The organism is Streptomyces sp. SLBN-8D4 (genome assembly GCF_049739545.1).
Classification (GTDB): Bacteria; Actinomycetota; Actinomycetes; order Streptomycetales; family Streptomycetaceae; genus Streptomyces; species Streptomyces canus_C.
This window is the reverse complement of record NZ_JBMGQC010000001.1, coordinates 641,381-658,856: the sequence shown is the minus strand read 5'-3', so window position 1 is coordinate 658,856 and position 17,476 is coordinate 641,381. Positions and strand designations below refer to the sequence as shown.

The 17,476-nt window shown below is 72.8% G+C and carries 16 protein-coding genes; 7 read left to right on the top strand and 9 right to left on the bottom strand.

Features of this window, described 5'->3' with window-relative positions; genetic code table 11:
- Nucleotides 1-13: 13 nt before the first annotated feature.
- Nucleotides 14-232: a CbtB domain-containing protein gene (locus RKD20_RS02930; protein WP_020120135.1), complete on the bottom strand. Its 219-nt coding sequence runs from the start codon at nt 230-232 to the stop codon at nt 14-16.
- Nucleotides 233-446: 214 nt separating this feature from the next.
- Here RKD20_RS02930 and RKD20_RS02925 point away from each other — a divergent pair, with 214 nt between their 5' ends.
- A complete protein-coding gene (locus RKD20_RS02925; protein WP_424876238.1) occupies nt 447-1,064 on the top strand; it encodes a histidine phosphatase family protein in 618 nt (205 codons plus the stop codon).
- A 115-nt stretch (nt 1,065-1,179) separates the two neighbouring features.
- Here RKD20_RS02925 and RKD20_RS02920 read toward each other — a convergent pair whose 3' ends face one another.
- Nucleotides 1,180-2,064 (bottom strand): alpha/beta fold hydrolase, encoded by an 885-nt coding sequence (locus tag RKD20_RS02920; protein ID WP_424876237.1) that lies wholly within the window; start codon nt 2,062-2,064, stop codon nt 1,180-1,182.
- 117 nt (nt 2,065-2,181) lie between these two features.
- Here RKD20_RS02920 and RKD20_RS02915 point away from each other — a divergent pair, with 117 nt between their 5' ends.
- Complete coding sequence (locus tag RKD20_RS02915; RefSeq protein WP_424876236.1) at nt 2,182-4,158, top strand: AfsR/SARP family transcriptional regulator; 1,977 nt, start codon at nt 2,182-2,184, stop codon at nt 4,156-4,158.
- Nucleotides 4,159-4,240: 82 nt separating this feature from the next.
- Here the strand turns inward: RKD20_RS02915 and RKD20_RS02910 are convergent, their stop codons facing one another.
- Nucleotides 4,241-4,897 carry a class I SAM-dependent methyltransferase gene (locus RKD20_RS02910; protein WP_424876235.1) on the bottom strand — a complete coding sequence of 219 codons (657 nt, stop codon included), beginning with the start codon at nt 4,895-4,897 and terminating at the stop codon, nt 4,241-4,243.
- A 98-nt stretch (nt 4,898-4,995) separates the two neighbouring features.
- Here RKD20_RS02910 and RKD20_RS02905 point away from each other — a divergent pair, with 98 nt between their 5' ends.
- Nucleotides 4,996-5,448: a flavodoxin family protein gene (locus tag RKD20_RS02905; protein ID WP_020120140.1), complete on the top strand. Its 453-nt coding sequence runs from the start codon at nt 4,996-4,998 to the stop codon at nt 5,446-5,448.
- Here RKD20_RS02905 and RKD20_RS02900 read toward each other — a convergent pair.
- Entirely contained in the window at nt 5,445-6,161 is a 717-nt protein-coding gene (locus tag RKD20_RS02900) for a response regulator (RefSeq protein ID WP_424876234.1), read from the bottom strand. The two genes, RKD20_RS02905 and RKD20_RS02900, sit on opposite strands and share 4 nt — an antisense overlap.
- Nucleotides 6,146-7,444 (bottom strand): sensor histidine kinase, encoded by a 1,299-nt coding sequence (locus RKD20_RS02895; RefSeq protein WP_424876233.1) that lies wholly within the window; start codon nt 7,442-7,444, stop codon nt 6,146-6,148. The genes RKD20_RS02900 and RKD20_RS02895 overlap by 16 nt, the downstream gene beginning before the upstream one ends.
- Before the next feature lie 230 nt (nt 7,445-7,674).
- Between RKD20_RS02895 and RKD20_RS02890 the strand changes: the two genes are divergently transcribed.
- Both RKD20_RS02890 and RKD20_RS02885 read left to right on the top strand, forming a co-directional pair.
- Complete coding sequence (locus tag RKD20_RS02890; RefSeq protein WP_424876232.1) at nt 7,675-8,367, top strand: ABC transporter ATP-binding protein; 693 nt, start codon at nt 7,675-7,677, stop codon at nt 8,365-8,367.
- Entirely contained in the window at nt 8,364-10,712 is a 2,349-nt protein-coding gene (locus tag RKD20_RS02885; protein ID WP_424876231.1) for an ABC transporter permease, read from the top strand. The genes RKD20_RS02890 and RKD20_RS02885 overlap by 4 nt, the downstream gene beginning before the upstream one ends.
- Before the next feature lie 3 nt (nt 10,713-10,715).
- Here the strand turns inward: RKD20_RS02885 and RKD20_RS02880 are convergent, their stop codons facing one another.
- Both RKD20_RS02880 and RKD20_RS02875 read right to left on the bottom strand, forming a co-directional pair.
- Nucleotides 10,716-11,885, bottom strand: a complete 1,170-nt coding sequence (locus tag RKD20_RS02880; protein WP_424876230.1) for an alanine--tRNA ligase-related protein — start codon at nt 11,883-11,885, stop codon at nt 10,716-10,718.
- A gap of 239 nt (nt 11,886-12,124) precedes the next feature.
- Nucleotides 12,125-12,466 carry an ANTAR domain-containing protein gene (locus RKD20_RS02875; RefSeq protein WP_424876229.1) on the bottom strand — a complete coding sequence of 114 codons (342 nt, stop codon included), beginning with the start codon at nt 12,464-12,466 and terminating at the stop codon, nt 12,125-12,127.
- A 206-nt stretch (nt 12,467-12,672) separates the two neighbouring features.
- On the opposite strand from RKD20_RS02875, the gene RKD20_RS02870 reads away from it, so the two are divergent.
- Nucleotides 12,673-13,632, top strand: coding sequence for a helix-turn-helix transcriptional regulator (locus RKD20_RS02870; RefSeq protein ID WP_424876228.1), 960 nt, complete (start codon nt 12,673-12,675; stop codon nt 13,630-13,632).
- Between the two features lie 110 nt (nt 13,633-13,742).
- Entirely contained in the window at nt 13,743-15,455 is a 1,713-nt protein-coding gene (locus RKD20_RS02865; protein WP_424876227.1) for a hypothetical protein, read from the top strand.
- A 65-nt stretch (nt 15,456-15,520) separates the two neighbouring features.
- Here RKD20_RS02865 and RKD20_RS02860 read toward each other — a convergent pair whose 3' ends face one another.
- Nucleotides 15,521-16,162: a cutinase family protein gene (locus RKD20_RS02860; protein WP_424876226.1), complete on the bottom strand. Its 642-nt coding sequence runs from the start codon at nt 16,160-16,162 to the stop codon at nt 15,521-15,523.
- Between the two features lie 81 nt (nt 16,163-16,243).
- Nucleotides 16,244-17,476, bottom strand: a complete 1,233-nt coding sequence (locus RKD20_RS02855; protein WP_424876225.1) for a PucR family transcriptional regulator — start codon at nt 17,474-17,476, stop codon at nt 16,244-16,246.

The following is a 17,476-nucleotide window of genomic DNA, read 5'->3' as shown; positions in this document are numbered from 1 at the left end:
GGTCCGCCCCGCCTCAGTGGCAGGGGAAGCCGAGCAGGTGGCGTGCGTCGTGCACCCACTCGTGGACGCCCTCGCCGGAGACGAGTGCGGTGGCGCCCTGTTCGGCGCCGACGAAGTACAGCAGGACCAGCATCAGGACGCCGAAGAAGACGGCCCAGGGGACGAGCGCGCGCACCGGCAACGGTGTGAGGACAGGGGTGGTGGGCGTGGGGGCGGCAGTGGACTGCGCCATGGCGAGACCTCCTCGGGAACAACGCGTCCCGCATCGTGTGGAGCACTCGACGACGGCGTGGGGTCTGACTCACCACCACCTCGTCGCCGAGGGGTGGCACACAGTGGCGCGACCGTGCCGGGCTTGCACCGGACTTCCGTGGCGCCGTCGTCCTTGTCGTCCCAGATGGTAGGGGCAATGCGGGCGTCGGCCAACATGGCGTAGGCCACCTACGATGAACCACCCCCGGCGACTCGACGAAAGGGCCCGCATGACCGTCCGGCTCACCCTGCTGTGCGCGGCCGCCCGTACGGAACGCGGCGTCCGCTTCGGCGACGCACCCCTCGACGAGCGGGCACTGCACCGGGTGCGGGCCGTCGCCGGAACCCTCCCGCGGGCCGCCACCCGCTGCTCGGCGCCCTCCCGGCGCTGCACGGAGACGGCCCGCACCCTCGGGTGGGAGCCCGCCACACCGCAACCGGCCTTGCGGGACCTCGACATGGGGTCCTGGTACGGCCGCACCCTCGACGAGGTCGCGGCAACCGACCCGTCGGGACTGGCCAGTTGGCTCACCGACCCGGCCGCGGCGCCGCACGGCGGGGAGAGCGTGACGCGGATGTGCGACCGGGTCGCCGTATGGCTGGACGCGCTGCCGCCCGACGCGGGGCGTGTGCTGGCGGTGGTGGAACAGGCGGCGGCGCGGGCCGCCGTGGTCCACGCGCTCGGAGCGCCTCACCAGGCGTTCTGGAGAATCGACGTGCCGCCGCTGTCCACCGTGGAACTCACCGGCCGCAGCGGCCGCTGGAATCTGCGGATGGCCGAGCTGCCGCTCGGTCCTCGCCCACCAAGGTGAGCTCGTCCCCGGCAAGGGCGTCGCAGGGCCTCGGCCCGCTGCGACCGGCGTCGGCCCGGCCGTCGTTCAGCCGGACGACGTCACGGCCGCCACGCCGGACCGGGACGCCCGCGGGTCAGTCGCCCCGAAGCATGAGCTCCCGCAGGGCCTTCGCCACGTCCGCCGGTGCCTCCTCCGCCATGAAGTGGCCGCAGGAGACGGTCGTATGGCGAAGGTCGTCGGTCCAGGCCTCCCACAGCGCGGTGGCCTCGTAGCCGAGCGTGGCCCCCCAGTCCTGCTGGAGCACGGTCACCGGCATGCCCAGACGGTTCTCCGCGGCCCGGTCGGCCTCGTCGTGCTCGACGTCGATGCCCGCGGAGGCGCGGTAGTCGGCGACGATCGACGGCACCGCCTCGCGGCAGGCCCGCAGATACTCGGCACGGACCCGGGGCGGGATCGCGTCGGGCCGGTTCGCCCACACGTCGAGGAAGTGGCCGAAGAACGCGTCCGCGCTCGCGGAGATCATCCGCTCGGCGAGTCCGGGCGGCTGGGCCATGAGGTAGAGGTGGAAGGCGACCGCCGCCGACGTACCGTGCAGGGCGCCCCACATGTCGAGCGTCGGCAGGATGTCCAGACAGGCCAGGTGGGAGACCGCGTCCGGGTGGTCGAGGCCCGCGCGGAAGGCCACCAGCGCGCCCCGGTCGTGCCCGGCCAGCGCGAACCGGGAGTGCCCGAGCCGGCCGGCGAGGGTGACGACGTCGGCCGCCATGGTCCGCTTGGAGTACGCGTGGGGGCCGTCCTCGCGCGGCTTGTCGCTGTCGCCGTAACCGCGCAGGTCGGGGCAGATCACGGTGTGGTCGGCCGCGAGGTCCGCCGCGACATGGCGCCACATCAGATGGGTCTGCGGGAAGCCGTGCAGCAGGACGACGGGCGTGCCGGTCCCTCCTACGGCCACCTGGAGGGACACGTCCTCGGCGACGGGAACGCGCTGGTACTCGAATCCGGGAATGGTGGGTTTCACGGCATGGCTCTCTCAGGTCGTGCGGTTCAGGGGGAGGCGTCCGGGCCCGGAGTCGCCGATGTCCTCAGGATCCGGGGAGCGAATGAGCAACGGATGAACGCGTGTACGTTGAGGTGTGTGCGCGTGGTCGAGTTCGGAGTCCTGGGGGCCGTTGCCGCCTGGGACGAGACCGGGGAACCGATCGCCCTGAAGGGCCCGAGGCATCGCGCCGTGCTGGCCCGCCTCCTCGTCGCCCGCCGCAGGGTCGTGCCCGTTCCCCGCCTGGTGGAGGACCTGTGGGGCGGGGACACGCCGGCGGACGCGGTGGGCACCGTCCGGACCTTCGTCGCCGGGCTGCGACGCGCGCTGGAGCCCGAGCGGCCCCGCCGGACGCCCTCCCGCCTCCTCGTCACCGAGGGCCCCGGCTACGCCCTGCGCGCCGAACCCGCCCACGTCGACGCCTGGCGGTTCGAGCACGCCGTCGCCGCCGCGGCGGACCTGCCTCCCGCGCAGGCGGTGCCCCGGCTCACCGAGGCCCTGGAGCTGTGGCGCGGCCCCGCCTACGCCGACGTCGCCGAGGAACCCTGGGCCCGTGCGGAACGCTCCCGGCTCACCGGGCTCCGCCTGACCGCCGTGGAACGCCGTGCCGAGGGCCGGCTCGCCCTCGGCGCGGCCGCCGACGCGGCGGCGGACCTCGACGCCCACGTGGCCGAGCACCCCTGGCGGGAGGACGGCTGGCAGCTGCTCGCCCTCGCCCTGTACCGCTCCGGACGCCAGGCCGACGCCCTGTCCGTCCTGCGGCGCGCCCGACAACTGCTGCGCGAGCACCTCGGCGTGGAGCCGGGCCCGCGGCTGAACCGCGCCGAGCAGGACATCCTGCGGCACGCCGAGCACCTGGACCCGGGCCCCTCGGACCCGGGCGCACAGGTGTGGGCCGAGGCCTCCGCGGCGTACGACAGCATGGTCCCGCCGCGCGCACGCACCCGTCTGGAGTCGACCGCGGTGCTCATGCGGGACCTCGCCGTCACCGGGGGCGGCGGACTGGAGGCGGCACGACGGCACCGCGCGTCGGCCGTGGCGGCGGCCGAGCAGCTGGGCGACCCGGAGCTGACGGCCCGCGTCATCGGGGTGTACGACGTCCCCGCCGTCTGGACCCGCAGCGACGATCCGGCCCAGGCCGACCGGCTGGTGGGCACCGTGGAACGCACCCTGCGCCTCCTGCCGCCGGGCGCGCACGAGGCGGCCAGGGCACGGCTCCTGGCCACCGTGGCGGTGGAGTCCCGCGGCACCCTTCCGGGCGAAAGGCGCGCCCTCCATGCGGCCCACCAGGCAGTGGAGAGCGCACGACGACTCGAAGACGCCGACCTGCTCGTCTTCGCCCTCAACGGCCTGTTCATGCAGAGCTTCGAACGGACCGGACTCGCCGCCCGCCGGGACGGGATCGGCGCGGAGATCACCGAAGTGGCCGCACGGCACGGCCTGTTCACCTACGAGGTCCTCGGCCGGCTGATCCGGCTGCAAGCCCACTGCGCCACCGCCGACTTCACGGCCGCCGACCGGCACGCGGCAGCCGCCGACGCGCTCGCCGCACGCCACGAGCTGCCTCTCGTCGCCGTCTTCACCACGTGGTACCGCGCCCTGCGCACCGCGGCGACAGAGCCCCCGCACGTCGGTGAGTCCGCGTACCGGGAGGCCGCCAAGTCCCTCGACGGCGCGGGCATGCCGGGTCTGGAACGCGGACTGCTGCCCCTTGCCCTGCTGTGCCTCAGGCTGCACCACGGCCTCCCCGTCACCGCCGACCCGCACACCGACTGGGGCCCCTACGAACCGTGGGTGCGCCCCCTGTTGCTGCTCGCCGAAGGACGCGACCGGGACGCCGTACGCCTGTTGGCCGACGTCCCCTCCCCTCCCGGTGACCTGGTGTGCGAGGCGCTGTGGTGCCTGCTCGCCCGCGCGGCGATCCAGGTAGGCGACCATGCGCTGATGCGGCGCGCCCGGAGCGCACTCGAACCCGCCCGGGGCGAACTCGCGGGCGCCGCGAGCGGACTGCTCACCGCGGGTCCGGTCGCGGACCACCTGGACGCACTGGCCGCCGCGTTCACGGTGCACACATGACCCCGCCGGCCGACTGGACGCCGTCCCACGGCGCGAGGTGGAGCTGGGCAGGTCAGCGACACATTCCGGGTCCCACGAAGGGCTACCCGGAGGCCTGTCCCGCGTGTCCCCCGGGAAGAGCGCAGTACAGGAACAGATGCGGTTCGGGGGCGGCCTCGGGGTGGTCCGGGGTGAACTCCACGAACGATTCGGACTCCACCGTCAGACCCGCGTCGCGCACCACGGCCACCACGTCCTCGGCGGCGAAACTGGTCGCCCGGACGGGCCGGCCCATGAACTCGACCGCCAGGTCCTCCACGTCGGCCGGCACGGTGGCGAGGACCAGGGAGCCGCCCGGCCGCAGGGCCCGCGCCAGCCGCCCCAGCACCTCCGACTGCTCGGCACGGGTCATCTGGAGCAGCGAGAAGTACACGCAGACCGCGTCGAACGAAGCCTGCTCCAGGGGCAGTTCACGGATGTCTGCGTGACGGAACGTGGCCTGCGGAACCTGCCGCACGGCGAGGCCGACCATGACGGGGGAGACGTCCACCCCCAGCACCTCGTGACCGGCGGCCACCAGCGTCGACGCGGTGGGCCGGCCGGTGCCGCTGCCCACGTCCAGGACCCGGCTCCCGGGAGCCAGCCGCCCGAGCAGCCACTCCAGTGACGCCAGATGAGCTTCGGAACGGGCGAACGCCTTCTCGTACTCCAGACCCAGCGCATCGAAGACCACTGCAGCCCGCTGCCCTCTGTCGGCCACGACTCGCTCCCCCCTCGCGGTTTCCGGAATCGTAGCCCGGCGGCGCCCGTCCCCGGCCCGGCTTGCGGACGAAAGCCGAGGCAGGGCAGGGTTCGACCGTGGCCACCTTGCTGATCGTGCATCACACGCCCTCGCCCAACTGCCAGGCGATGTTCGAAGCCGTCGTCTCCGGGGCCACCGCGCCGGAGATCGAGGACGTCCGCGTCGTACGGCGCGCGGCCCTGTCCGCCACCGCCTCGGACGTGCTGGAGGCGGACGGCTACCTGCTCGGCACCCCCGCCAACCTCGGTTACATGTCCGGCGCCCTCAAGCACTTCTTCGACCAGATCTACTACCCCTGTCTCGACGAGACGCGCGGCCGTCCCTTCGGCTGCTACGTCCACGGCGGCAACGACGTCACCGGCGCCCTGCGCGGCATCGAGTCGATCACGACAGGTCTCGGCTGGCGCCGTACGGCCGAACCGGTGACCGTCACCGGCGAACCGGCCAAGGCCGACATCGAGGCGTGCTGGGAGCTGGGGGCTACGGTCGCGGCCGGGCTGATGTCCTAGAGGGCGGTCTCCGTGGCGCCGCCCGGAGTGATGAGGCCGCTCTCGTAGGCGAGGACGACCGCCTGGACGCGATCGCGCAGCTCCAGCTTCGACAGGATCCGGCCGATGTGCGTCTTCACCGTCGTCGGACTGAGGAACAGCCGCTCCGCGAGCTCGGCGTTGCTGAGCCCGGTCGCCAGCAGCCGCAGCACCTCCAGCTCGCGCGGGGTCAGCCCGGACAGGTCCCGGTGCGGGTCGGCCGAGGGCACCGCCTCCTCGCGCTGGGCGAAGCGCTCGATCAGGCGGCGGGTGATCGTGGGCGCCAGCAGGGCGTCCCCGGACCGCACCAGCCGTACGGCGGCCACCAGATGCTCGGGCGTGACGTCCTTGAGGAGGAAACCGCTGGCCCCGGCGGTGAGCGCGGCGTACACGTAGTGGTCGAGGTCGTACGTGGTCAGGATGATCACGCGGATCTCGCCCCCGGTGTCGTCGGCGAGGATCCGCCGGGTGGCCTCGATGCCGTCCATGCCCGGCATCCGGATGTCCATGAGGACGACGTCGGGGCGGGTCCGCCGGACCGCGGCGACCGCCTCCGCCCCGTCCGCCGCCTCCGCGGTCACCTCGATGCCGTCCGCGGTCAGGATCATCCCGAACCCGGTCCGTACGAGGGCCTGGTCGTCGGCGATGACCGCCCGGAGCCGCTCGCCGCCCATGTCCTTCACACCGTCCGCCACGGCACCTCCGCCCTGATGCGGAAGCCGCCGGCCAGGGTCGGGCCGGCCGTCAGTGCGCCGCCGTAGACCGCGAGGCGTTCGCGCAGGCCGATCAGCCCGCGGCCGTTCCCGTCCGCGGGCACCCCGTCGCGGACCGCGCCGGTGTCCATGACCTCGATCTCCAGCCGGTCGCCGGCCCAGCCGACGCTGACGACGGCCTCCGCGCCGGGCGCGTGCTTGATGGTGTTGGTCAGTGCCTCCTGGACCACCCGGTACGCCGTGAGGTCCACACCGGGCGGCAGCGGTTCCGGAGGCAGGGAGACCGCGACGCCGACCGGTGTCCCGGCGGCCCGCACCCGGTCGACCAGGGCGGCCAGCTGCCCGAGGCCCGGCTGCGGTTCGAGGCCGTCGGCGGGGGAGTCCGGACGGCCGGTGTCCGACGCGGCCAACAGGCCCATCACGTGCCGGAGTTCGGCCATCGCGGCCCGGCCCCCGGCCTCGACCGCGAGCAGCGCCTCCTTGGACCGCTCGGGAGCCGCGTCCATGACCTTGCGCGCGGCGCCCGCCTGGATGACCATCACGCTCACATTGTGGGTCACGACGTCGTGCAACTCCGCGGCGATCCGCGCCCGTTCCTCCGCCACGGCCCTGCGCGTCGCCTCCTCGTGGGTCCGCTCCAGCGCCGCGAACCGGTCCCGGCTCGCCGCGAGGCGCCGCCGCCCGAACCTGACCACGCTGGCCAGCACCCCCGCCACCAGCAGCACCACCCCGGGACTCGACCACCCGGGCAGCACCGGCTGCGTCGACCGGAAGGCCACACCGGCAAGGACGGCGGCGACGGCGAGCCCGGCCATCGCGCCCACCCGGTGCCGGCTGTGCATCACCGCGCTGTACGTGCCGATGACGCAGGTCAGGACATTGATCCAGGAGGCGTCGTCGCCGATGGCCAGCCCCGCGCAGAGCACGACCGCGAACACGGTCAGCGGAAACCGCCGGCGCGCCGCCAGTGGCAGTGCCGACAGCACGACCAGGACCCAGGGCGGTGCGGAGGCCGGTTCCTCGATCCGCGCGCCCGGGAACACGGGAGGCCGGGGCGGCACCGGCACGCCGTACTCGAACCTCGACACGCGCACCGGCCCGTCGCCGGGGTAACGCGACGCGACCACCAGCGCCACCACCGTCAGCAGCACCGCCAGCAGCACGTCGCACCACACCGACCTCCGTGACAGCGCGGCGCCCTTCGCCTCCGGCCGCAGCGCGATGCGCACCTGCCGAAGCCATCCCCGCAGGTACTCCGTCTCCATGCGCTCATTGTCACGGTCACCGGGCCCGCGGCGCGTCCGCCTGCACGACCAACGCACCCTCCGCCGGGCGTACTTCGCAGGGATGACCCCACCCGCGAGTCCTCCGCACGGAGGGCCCTGTCTCGGTGCTCCGGCCGACGCGCCCGCGACCCGTCCTTCCCTACCTTCGCCAGGACCTTCACCAGGCCGGCAAGGACACGACCCGACGACCGACAGGACGGGCACCTCCCATGACAGCAGTGATCGAACTGAAGGGCGTGGCCAAGCGCTACGACCACGCCGGCGCACCCGCGCTCGGACCGCTCGACCTCACCGTCGCCCAGGGCGAGGCCCTCGCCGTGACCGGTCCTTCCGGCAGCGGCAAGTCCACGCTGCTGAATCTCGTCGCGGGCCTCGACAAGCCGACCGAGGGCACCGTGAACGTCGCCGGGGAGCAGGTCGACCGGCTCGGCGAGCACGCCCTGGCCCGGTTCCGCCGTGAACGGATCGGCATGGTCTTCCAGTTCTTCAACCTCCTCGACGACCTCACCGTCCTGGACAACATCCAGCTTCCCGCCCAGCTCACCGGAACCTCACGGCGCACGACGCGGGAGCGGGCGCACGAGCTCATGGCGGCCCTGGGCATCGAGAAGCACGCCCGCGCCTACCCCGGCCGGCTCTCCGGCGGCGAACGCCAACGCGTCGCCGTCGCCCGGGCGTTGGTGAACCGGCCCGCGCTGCTGCTCGCCGACGAACCGACCGGGGCCCTCGACAGCGCCTCGGGCCAGGACGTCCGGGAACTCCTGGTCGACCTGCACCGCGGCGGGCAGACCATCGTGCTCGTCACCCACGACCCGGCCCTGGCCGAGGCCTGCGCGAGCCGCACCGTCCACCTCGTCGACGGCCATGTCGCCCTCGACTCCCGCACCGAGGCCGTGCGATGACCGGCCCGCTCGTCCGCGTCGTACGCTCCGGGGTGGGCCGGCGCCGGGTGCAGACCGTCGTCATCGCCATCGCCACGATGATGGCCGTGGCGGCGGCCGTGGTCGCCGGTTCCCTCATGGTCGTCTCGAACGCGCCCTTCGACCACGCCTTCGCCGAGCAGAACGGCCCCCACGTCACCGCCGAGTTCGACCCGGCCAAGGTCAGCGCCGAACGGCTCGGAGACACGGGGAAGCTGGACGGAGTCACGGCGAGCGCGGGACCGTATCCCACCACGATCCTCCGGGCGACCGACTCGTCAGGGCGCCGGCCTCCGGCCATGACCCTGGTCGGACGCACCGGTCCGCACGCGGACGTGGACGACCTGGACCTCACGTCCGGCCGGTGGGCGAGGAAGCCGGGCGAGATCGTGCTGAGCTCCTCCTACGAGGGGCCCGCCTTCACGGTGGGCGACACTCTGACGGCCTCCGGCACCACGCTCACGGTCGTCGGCTTCGCCACGTCGGCCGGCAGAACCGCCGAGGTGTGGGCAACTCCCGCGCAGGTCAGGGCACTCGCCTCGAAGGACACCCCGGTCACCGGGCAGATGCTCTACCGCTTCGACTCGGCGGGCTCGAAGGGCGCGATCGCCGCGGACCGCAAAAAGCTCCTCGCCGCCGTCCCGTCCGGGGCGCTCCTCGGCACCCGGTCCTACCTCGACACCAAACGCGCCGCCGACCAGGGAGCGGCCCCGACCATCCCGTTCCTCGTCGCCTTCGGGGCCCTCGGCATCGTCATGTCGGTGATCATCGTCGGCAGCGTCATCAGCGGCGCGGTCGGCACCAGCCTGCGCAGGATCGGCATCCTCAAGGCCATCGGCTTCACCCCGCGCGAGGTGGTCCGCGCCTACGTGGCCCAGGCGCTCGTCCCGGCAGGCGTGGGCATCGCGCTCGGAGTCGTCCTCGGCAACCTGCTGGCCGTACCACTCCTCGACGACACCGAGCAGGCCTACGGTACGGCCACCCTGTCCGTCGCCTGGTGGGTGGACGTCGTGGTCCCCGCCGGCGCGCTGCTGGTCGTCGGGATCGCGGCCTTCGTCCCCGCCCTGCGGGCCGGGCGGCTGCGCACGGTCGAGGCCATCGCCGTCGGCAGGGCCCCGCGTACCGGACGCGGTCAGTGGGCGCACCGCGCGGCGGCCCGGCTGCCGCTGCCCCGAGCGGTGACCTACGGCCTCGCCGGCCCCTTCGCGCATCCGGTCCGTACCCTCGCGATGCTGCTCGCGGTGGCCTTCGGCACGATCGCGGCGACCTTCGCCGTCGGGCTCACCTCCTCACTGAACGAGGTCAACGCGGTGCAGGACCCCCAGAACCGTTCCGCGGTCTCCGTCTTCACCGGCGGCCCGGGCATCGCGGGCGGCGAGCATGTCCCGGCACCGGGCGCCCCGCAGCCCGAACCGGCCGACCCGGCGAAGGTGAGCGCCGCCATCGAGGCGCAGGCGGGCACCGCCTCGTACTACGGGATGGGCCAGCAGGACGCCACCGTGGCCGGGGTCTCCGGAACCGTCCGGACGACCCTCTACCAGGGCGACTCCACACGTGGCAGCTACGCCATGATCTCCGGGCACTGGCTCACCGGCGCGGGCCAGGTCGTCGTGCCCGGCCGGTTCCTGGAGACCACCGGCACCGAGATCGGCGACACCGTACGCGTGACCCTCGGGAAGCGGACGGCCACCCTGCGGATCGTCGGGGAGGCCTTCGGCTCCTCGGGCGACGACCTGGAGATCCAGGCGAACCTCGCGGACTTCCCCGGGACCCGGCCTCAGGTGTTCCTCGTCGACCTGAAACCGGGCGTCTCGGCGCCGGAGTACGCCAAGAACCTCGCCGCGCGGATCGAGCCCCTCGGGGCCGACGCCCGGGCCAACTCCCCTTCCGAGCGGGACAACTTCGTGGTCGTCTTGAACACGATGGCCGCGCTCCTGACCCTGATGCTCGTGTGCGTCGCGGGCCTCGGCGTCCTCAACTCCGTCGTCCTGGACACCCGGGAGCGCGTCCACGACCTGGGCGTGTGCAAGGCGCTCGGCATGTCGCCCCGGCAGACCGTGAGCCTCGTCCTCGCCTCGGTGGCCGGCATCGGCGTGCTCGGCGGTCTCGTCGGCGTGCCCGCCGGATACGCGCTGCACGGCTTCGTGCTCCCGGTCATGGGACACGCGGCGGGCACCGACCTGCCCAGGTCCGTCCTCGACGTGTACGACACCCCGCAACTGCTCCTGCTGGGCCTGGCCGGTCTCGTCATCGCCCTGCTGGGCGCGCTGCTCCCGGCGGGCTGGGCGGCCAGGGCCCGGACCGCGACGGCGCTGCGCACGGAGTAGCCGTCACCCCTCCGGGCGCAGGCCGACCACCAGGTCGCGGGGCAGGCCGTGGGTGTCGTGGAGGTAGTCGTAGTCCTCCTCGCTCAGCGGCCCCCGGTACCGCGGCCCGGACAGCAGCCGCCGACCGCGCTCCAGCAGCCTGTCGAACCCGCGTTCCTCCTCCACCAGCACGTCCCGGACGAGATCCGTCCCGCGGGACTGCCGGAAGTGGTCCAGCGTGTGCTGGAGGAGCTCCACCGGCAGGTCGGAGAGGGTGCGGGACGGGTCGTCGCGCCGCAGGGTGGTCAGCAGCCGGCGGACGACGCGGCGCAGGACGTAACCGCGGCCGGTGTTGGACGGCCGTACCCCGTCGCCGATCACGACGACAGCGGAGCGCAGATGGTCGCTGACCAGACGCAGCGACGGTTCGTCCAGCTTCCACAGGGGCGGCAGCAGGCGCCTGAAGGGCTCGAACAGATCGGTGGCGTGGACGGAGTCGTGGCCCTGGAGGACGGTGACCAGGCGCTCCAGCCCCATGCCGGTGTCGATGCCGGGGCGTCGCAGGGGCTGGAGCGAGCCGTCCTCGAGACGCCGGTAGCGCATGACGACGTGGTTCCAGATCTCCACCCAGCGCGGGTCCGTGGTGGGGGTCCCTTGGGGCGGGGTGCCGCCGGTCCACACGAAGATCTCCGAGTCGGGGCCGCACGGGCCGACCGGGCCGTTGGACCACCAGTTGTCCTCCCGGGTGAGCTCCACGGGGACCTCCAGCTCCTCCCAGGTGCGCAGGGACTCCAGGGCGGGGCCCACCTGCCCGTCCCCGCCGAAGACCGTGACGCGGAGTCGCTCGCGGGGGATGCCGAAGCCGTCCCGGAGCAGCTCGTACCCCCAGCGAAGGCTCTGCGGGTGGCCGTAGTCGCCCAGCGACCACGAGCCGAGCATCTCGAACACCGTCAGGTGCGTGGAGTCACCGACCTCGTCGAGATCGGTGGTCCGCAGACAGCGCTGCACATTGACGAGGCGGCGGCCCCGCGGATGCGGGCGCCCCTCCAGGAAGGGGGTGAGCGGATGCATGCCCGAGGTGGTGAACAGCACCGGGTCGCCCGGCGGTGGCAGCAGTGTGCTGCCCGTGATCAGGTGGTGTCCGCGCTCGCGGTAGAAATCGGTGAAGACGCGTACGGTGCGGTCCGTGTCCATGGCGGTGGTCCTTCGGTCTCATGGGAGCCGGAAACGACCACGGGAACAGCGCGACCAGAGGTCCCGCACCGGCGGTCCGTTTCCGGCCGCCGGGGGAGAGGGGGAGGTCAGGCGTCGGCAGCCGGCGAGCTGGTCGCTCGCGCGGCTGCGGTGTGGGTACGGCTGGTGACCTCCATGCGATCAACGGTACGCACAGGGTCTCCGGCCCGTCACCCCGTTTTCCCGGAGGGGGCGCCGCCTCAGCACTCGCACCGCAGTTCCGGCCGCACGAGCGCCCGGCCCCCGTGTGCCGCGTGCGCCTCGACCAGCGCCCCGCGCAGCGCCCGGCGGATCTCCGCGGGCAGAGCGCCGACGTGGGGCCAGCGCACGACGTGCTGGGCGACGTCCCGCAGTTTGGTGTTGGTGTGCTGGGACACGGTCTTCAGCACCTCCCACCCCTGCTCGGGGCGGAGGCCGCTGAGGGCCAGGACGACACCGATCGCCTGATCGACGACGGCGTGCGAGACAAGGGCCTGCCGGAGCTGGGCGGTTTCCGCCTGGAGTTCCTCGATCTTCTCAACCAGCTCTTCGTGTTGCGTCATGCACCGCCCTGTCGTCCTCTCCCCCTCTTGCCCGGCGACTCCTGCGGACGCCGTCCGTCCAGCCTGCCCGCCACTTGCCGTCACTGACGAGCCGGCGGACGCACACCTCGTGACCTGGCAGGACAGAAAACGAAACGCGAGCCGCAGCATCGCGACATTCGAGGGTATGTGCGAATGACGAGCAGAGAATCGGAGGCCATGGCGCGATGGAGACGCTGACGTTCGACAGCGACGATCTGGACCGGACCGAGGAGTTCCTCAGTCACGCCTACGCGAAGATGCGCATCGGCAACGGCACCCCGGACAGCAGCCGGACGCGGATCCACCGCAGCGCCATCGACTCGGTCAGCGTCGACGAGCTCGACCTGGACTTCGACATGAGCTACGCCGTCACCCCGTTGGGCCGGATCTGCCTGTGCCTGGTCCACGAGGGCACCATCGAGGACCACGTCTACCAAGGCGTCTCGGACTCCTTCGGCCCCGGTGACGTGGTGTCCTTCGCGCCGCCCGAGCTGTCCTACGCGGGCCGTGTCCACGCGGCCCGCTACAACATCACCATGCTGGACCCCGACCTGCTCACCCAGGTCGCGGCGACCGCGGACACCCGGCGCCCCGAACCGGTCCGGCTCACCGGGCACCGGCCGCTGAGCCCCGCCGCGGGGGACCGGCTGCGGACGACCATCCGCTATGTGCAGGACCACGTCCTGGCGGACGCCGCCGTCGCCGACCAGCCGCTGGTGGCCTCCACGGCCGCCCAGCACCTGGCCGCGGCCGTCCTGGCCGCCTTCCCCAACACCGCGTCCACCGCCCCCACCGGTCCCGACCGCCAGGACGCCCACCCCGCCGCCCTGCGCCGCGCTCTCGCCTACATCGACGACCACGCCGACCGGCCCCTCACCGTCGCCCAGATCGCGGAGGCGGCCCACATCAGCGTCCGCGCGCTCCAGTACGCCTTCCGCCGGCACCTGGACAGCACCCCGCTCGCGTACCTGCGCCAGGTCCGCCTGTCCCACGCCCACGACGAGCTGGCGGCGGCCGACCCCGAGGACGGCAGCACGGTCACCGACATCGCCGCCCGCTGGGGCTTCTACCACCCGGGCCGCTTCGCCACCCTGTACCGGCACGCCTACGACCGCTCACCGCGCCGCACCCTGCGCGACGGCTGACGTCCGCTCAGCGGCGGGTGATCTGCGGCTGGTGACAAAGCGCCCACCGAGCCCTGCGTTCTTGTGAGCAACCCCGCAGGGCGTGGCCCGCGCCGCCCTACGGTCCCAGCATGAACACGAGTCGCAGCACAGGAAGCAGAGGGCGCACCGCCGCGCTGGCGGTGCTGCTCACCACCGGGGCGCTCACCGTGTCGTCCCCCGACGCCCAGGGAGACAGCGCGAGAACCGAGACGGCCGTTGCCACGAGCGCCGGCGTCACCGAGAGCGTGGTGCGGGTGAAAGCCCCCCTGCCGGCGTCCTTCGGCGCCCGGCCCGCGGCATGCGACTGGCTGTCGTACCTGCGCTACCGCTCCTCGTCGGGTCCCGCCGCGTCGGCCGACGCCGACCGGGTCCTGGTCGCCCAGCCGGGCATCTTGGAGGGCGCCGGAGCCTTCGACAGCGTCGCCCGCAACACCGTGACGCGCGCCGCCGAGCAGGACCGGCACATCGAGTTCTGGGCCCTGGACCGCCGCTCCAACTGCCTGGAGGACCGCACCGGAATCGCCTCCGGCGACCAGCACACCGCCGTCGACTACTACTACCGCGGCAAGAAGGTCGAGGGGCGCACATTCGCCGGGTTCGTCGGCAACGACAAGCTCGGCTGGATGGCGAAGCTCGGCATCGAGCAGACCGTCCGGGACGAATACGACCTCCTTGCGGCCGAGTTGCCCGACCAGCGCGTGCGCAAGGACAAGGTGCTGTGCGGCGGCCACTCGCTCGGCGGTGTCGTCACCGGCTACTTCGCCGCCGCCGACTTCGACGGCGACCCCGCCACCACCGCCGACGCCGGACACAACCAGTGCGCCGGCTGGTTCGCCCTCGACACCACCGTCTCCACCTCGCTCGGCGACCTGAGCGGCAGCATCCCGGACGACTCCAACCTGCCCGGCGTGGGCCTCGGTTACGGCGTCGTGCAGGCCGGACTCGACAGCGGAGTGCTCCCGCGCTCGCTGTCCGCGCCCGTCCTGCTCAACCCCGAGACGATGACCCTGCTCGCCATCGCGGGCGTGGGCGCCCTGCAGGATCCGGCCGGCGAGGCCGACCTGCCGGGCTATCTGCCCGCCAACACCAACATCGAGGCAACCAACCGCTTCCTGTTCTCCAAGGACACCGCCACCTTCCTCACCGGCTCACCCGCGGTGAAGGACTTCCGGCTCACCAACCAGGCGGTCCTCGGCTCGCTGATGGACGACCAGTCCGTACCGCTCGCCTTCCTCCAGAGCAGCGTGGGCTTCTTCGACGGCGGGCCGATCACCGACAAGAACTTCCCCGCGGCCAACGGGAGTTCGTCGCAGCCGGGTCTCTTCGGCACCGAGTACAAGGCCATCCCGGCCGTGCCCCACGGCCCGCTCTACACCTGGCGGAACTACGACCGGGTCGGCGATCCGGACGACCCCGGGTACCGGTCCTCGGACGGGACGCCGTTCACCGCCGCGGGCAAGGAGGTCACCGACATCCAGGAGCTGGCCCGCAGCATGGCCGCACAGCCACTGGACTTCACCGAGCAGTACTTCCCGACCAAACTCGTCACCGACCTCGAACTGGCCGGCTCCCCCCAGGTGAAGCGGCTCGTCGTGCACCCGGACGGGCTCACCGCCAACCCGACGCTGACGGTCCTCGCGGGCGACGGACTGCTCGCCGGCCGTGTCCCCGCCGACCTGCACCCCGTGGTCGCGGACGGGTACCAGCACCTTGACGTGCTGACGGCGGCTCCGGTGCAGAACAACGGCCGGCCCGAGCCGGTGTCCACCGCCCTCACCGACTTCGCCCGCACACCTCGATAGCCCCCACAAGAGCGAAGGGCCCGGGAGGAGTTCCCCCCGGGCCCTGCCCTCTGCCGTGGATCCGGTCAGACCTTGCCGGCGGCGAAGGTCGCCGCCGCGTCGGCGTTCGCCGTGTAACTGAGGTGCGCCGGCGTGTCGTTGCCGCCCGCCTCGCACACCGGGTCACCCTTGGCGCAGAAGTCGATGGTGCGGCTCTGGTACGTGCCGGTGACGCTCTTGCCGATCGCCCGGATCGGGTTGCCGAACAGCAGCACCGCGGCCACCCGCGACTCCAGCGCCGCCGGAATGGTCGCCACGATGGGGCTGCCGACCACCGCACCCGCGCTGCTGATACCGATGGAGTTGTCGACGACGTTCGCGCCCTGCGAATAGCCGACCAGAATGAAACGCTGATTCGGACAGGCGGCAGCCTGGCTGTTCACGTGGTTCACCAGATCGGCGTTGCCCTGGGCGGCCGACGTGAGGGAGAGGTCCGCGGGGTAGTTCACCTTGTAGCTGGTCAGACTCCGGCCCGTGATTTTCTTCTGCAGGGCGGAGTACACCGGGTCGCCGACGATGAGGCCGAGGGTGCCCGGCTCGAACGTGCCGCGAGCGGCGACGACGTCGATGTCCGAGCAGGCCGCGGCGGCTGCCGGTGGCGCCGAGAGGGTGGCCACACCGGCCCCGCCGACCAGCGAGAGCGCGGCGAGGTACAAGCGAATGCGCATGGGGGGATCCTTTGCGGGTGGGGCGTGTGAAACGCCTGTGGAAAGGATGTCCCGAACGTATTCGCTGGACCATTGCCGGTGTTATAGACGGGAATTCAGGAATTCCTCGTTCTTTTGTACGTTGGTGAGTGCCAGAATGAGATCAAGGCGGGATGCGGGATCGTGCAGGGCGTCACCGAAGACCTTCTCCAGCTGACGCAGCCGATATCGCACCGTCTGCGGATGGACATGGAGCCGGGCGGCGACGTCGGGCACGTTGCTGCCGCTGAGCAGCCACGCCAGCAGCGTCTCGGCGAGCCGCTCGCGCTGACCCTCCGACACCGTCTCGAGCGGCGCGAGGGCCCGCGCCCGCAGCTGGTCGAGCATCGGCTCGTCGCTGTGCAGCAGCAGGGTCGACAGGTGGTCCGCGCAGCGTACGACCCCCTGCCGCGGGAGGATCCCACGGCCCATCAGCCCCAGTGCCCGGGTGGCCCAGCGCAGTGACCGGGCGGCCTCGTCGAGAGGCACCGTCGGCCCGATCGCGGCCGGCCGCCCGCGCAGCGCCAGGCTGAACGCCCGTCCGCCGAAACGCCCGGAGCCGTCCGGATCGGGTATCAGCATCCGCGGCGGCCGCGACTCCATGTCCACCAGCGCCCCCGCGGCCGCCAGCGGCCGGTCCTCCTCCCGCTGGTCCGGGGTGGCCGCGAGCGCGACGACCGCGACCTGCCTCGGCACCGACCACCGCGCGCCGTGCGCCAGGTCCTGCACGGCGGCCGGCGCGACCTGCCCGTCCCCGAGCAGCAGGTCCAGCAGGCGTCTGCGCCGCCGTTCCAGCTCGTCCGTGTTCTGCGAGCGGGCCTCGGAGTACCCGGCCGCCGCCGCCTCCGCGACCTCGTGCACGGTACGGAAGGCGAGCTCGCCCAGCGTCGTGATCACCGCGGAGTCCAGGCCGAGCTCCTCCGCCGTACGGCCCATCAGCCGCCAGGCGTGCAGCCCCCCGACCCGCAGTGCGGACTGCAGAGCGTCCAGACTGCGCCCCTCCAGGGCCTCGCCGCGCCCGAGTTCGTAGTACGTCGCGGCGATCGCGTCCCCGCGGCCGCGCGGGTCGGCGATATGGTCGACGAACAGGGTCAGCGCCTGCACCACACCGGCTCTGAGGTGTTCGCGGTAGGTTCCGTCGGCCGGGCGCGCGTACTCGGGGACCTGTCGGCGGACCTCCTCCTCGACTTCGTCGGCGACTTCCTCCAGCTGGGAACGGAGCACTTCGGCGAGGTCGGGCGGCACTTGGGCGGTGCCGAGGTTCTCCGGACCACCGTGCGGGAAGGGGGTGGCCAA

What these genes read in the sequence shown, in the direction of transcription:
- RKD20_RS02930 (WP_020120135.1), bottom strand. Translation starts at nt 232, where the DNA reads ATGGCGCAGTCCACTGCCGCCCCCACGCCCACCACCCCTGTCCTCACA.
- RKD20_RS02925 (WP_424876238.1), top strand. Translation starts at nt 447, where the DNA reads ATGAACCACCCCCGGCGACTCGACGAAAGGGCCCGCATGACCGTCCGG.
- RKD20_RS02895 (WP_424876233.1), bottom strand. Translation starts at nt 7,444, where the DNA reads ATGGAGACGGAGTACCTGCGGGGATGGCTTCGGCAGGTGCGCATCGCG.
- RKD20_RS02890 (WP_424876232.1), top strand. Translation starts at nt 7,675, where the DNA reads ATGACAGCAGTGATCGAACTGAAGGGCGTGGCCAAGCGCTACGACCAC.
- RKD20_RS02885 (WP_424876231.1), top strand. Translation starts at nt 8,364, where the DNA reads ATGACCGGCCCGCTCGTCCGCGTCGTACGCTCCGGGGTGGGCCGGCGC.
- RKD20_RS02880 (WP_424876230.1), bottom strand. Translation starts at nt 11,885, where the DNA reads ATGGACACGGACCGCACCGTACGCGTCTTCACCGATTTCTACCGCGAG.
- RKD20_RS02875 (WP_424876229.1), bottom strand. Translation starts at nt 12,466, where the DNA reads ATGACGCAACACGAAGAGCTGGTTGAGAAGATCGAGGAACTCCAGGCG.
- RKD20_RS02870 (WP_424876228.1), top strand. Translation starts at nt 12,673, where the DNA reads ATGGAGACGCTGACGTTCGACAGCGACGATCTGGACCGGACCGAGGAG.
- RKD20_RS02865 (WP_424876227.1), top strand. Translation starts at nt 13,743, where the DNA reads ATGAACACGAGTCGCAGCACAGGAAGCAGAGGGCGCACCGCCGCGCTG.
- RKD20_RS02860 (WP_424876226.1), bottom strand. Translation starts at nt 16,162, where the DNA reads ATGCGCATTCGCTTGTACCTCGCCGCGCTCTCGCTGGTCGGCGGGGCC.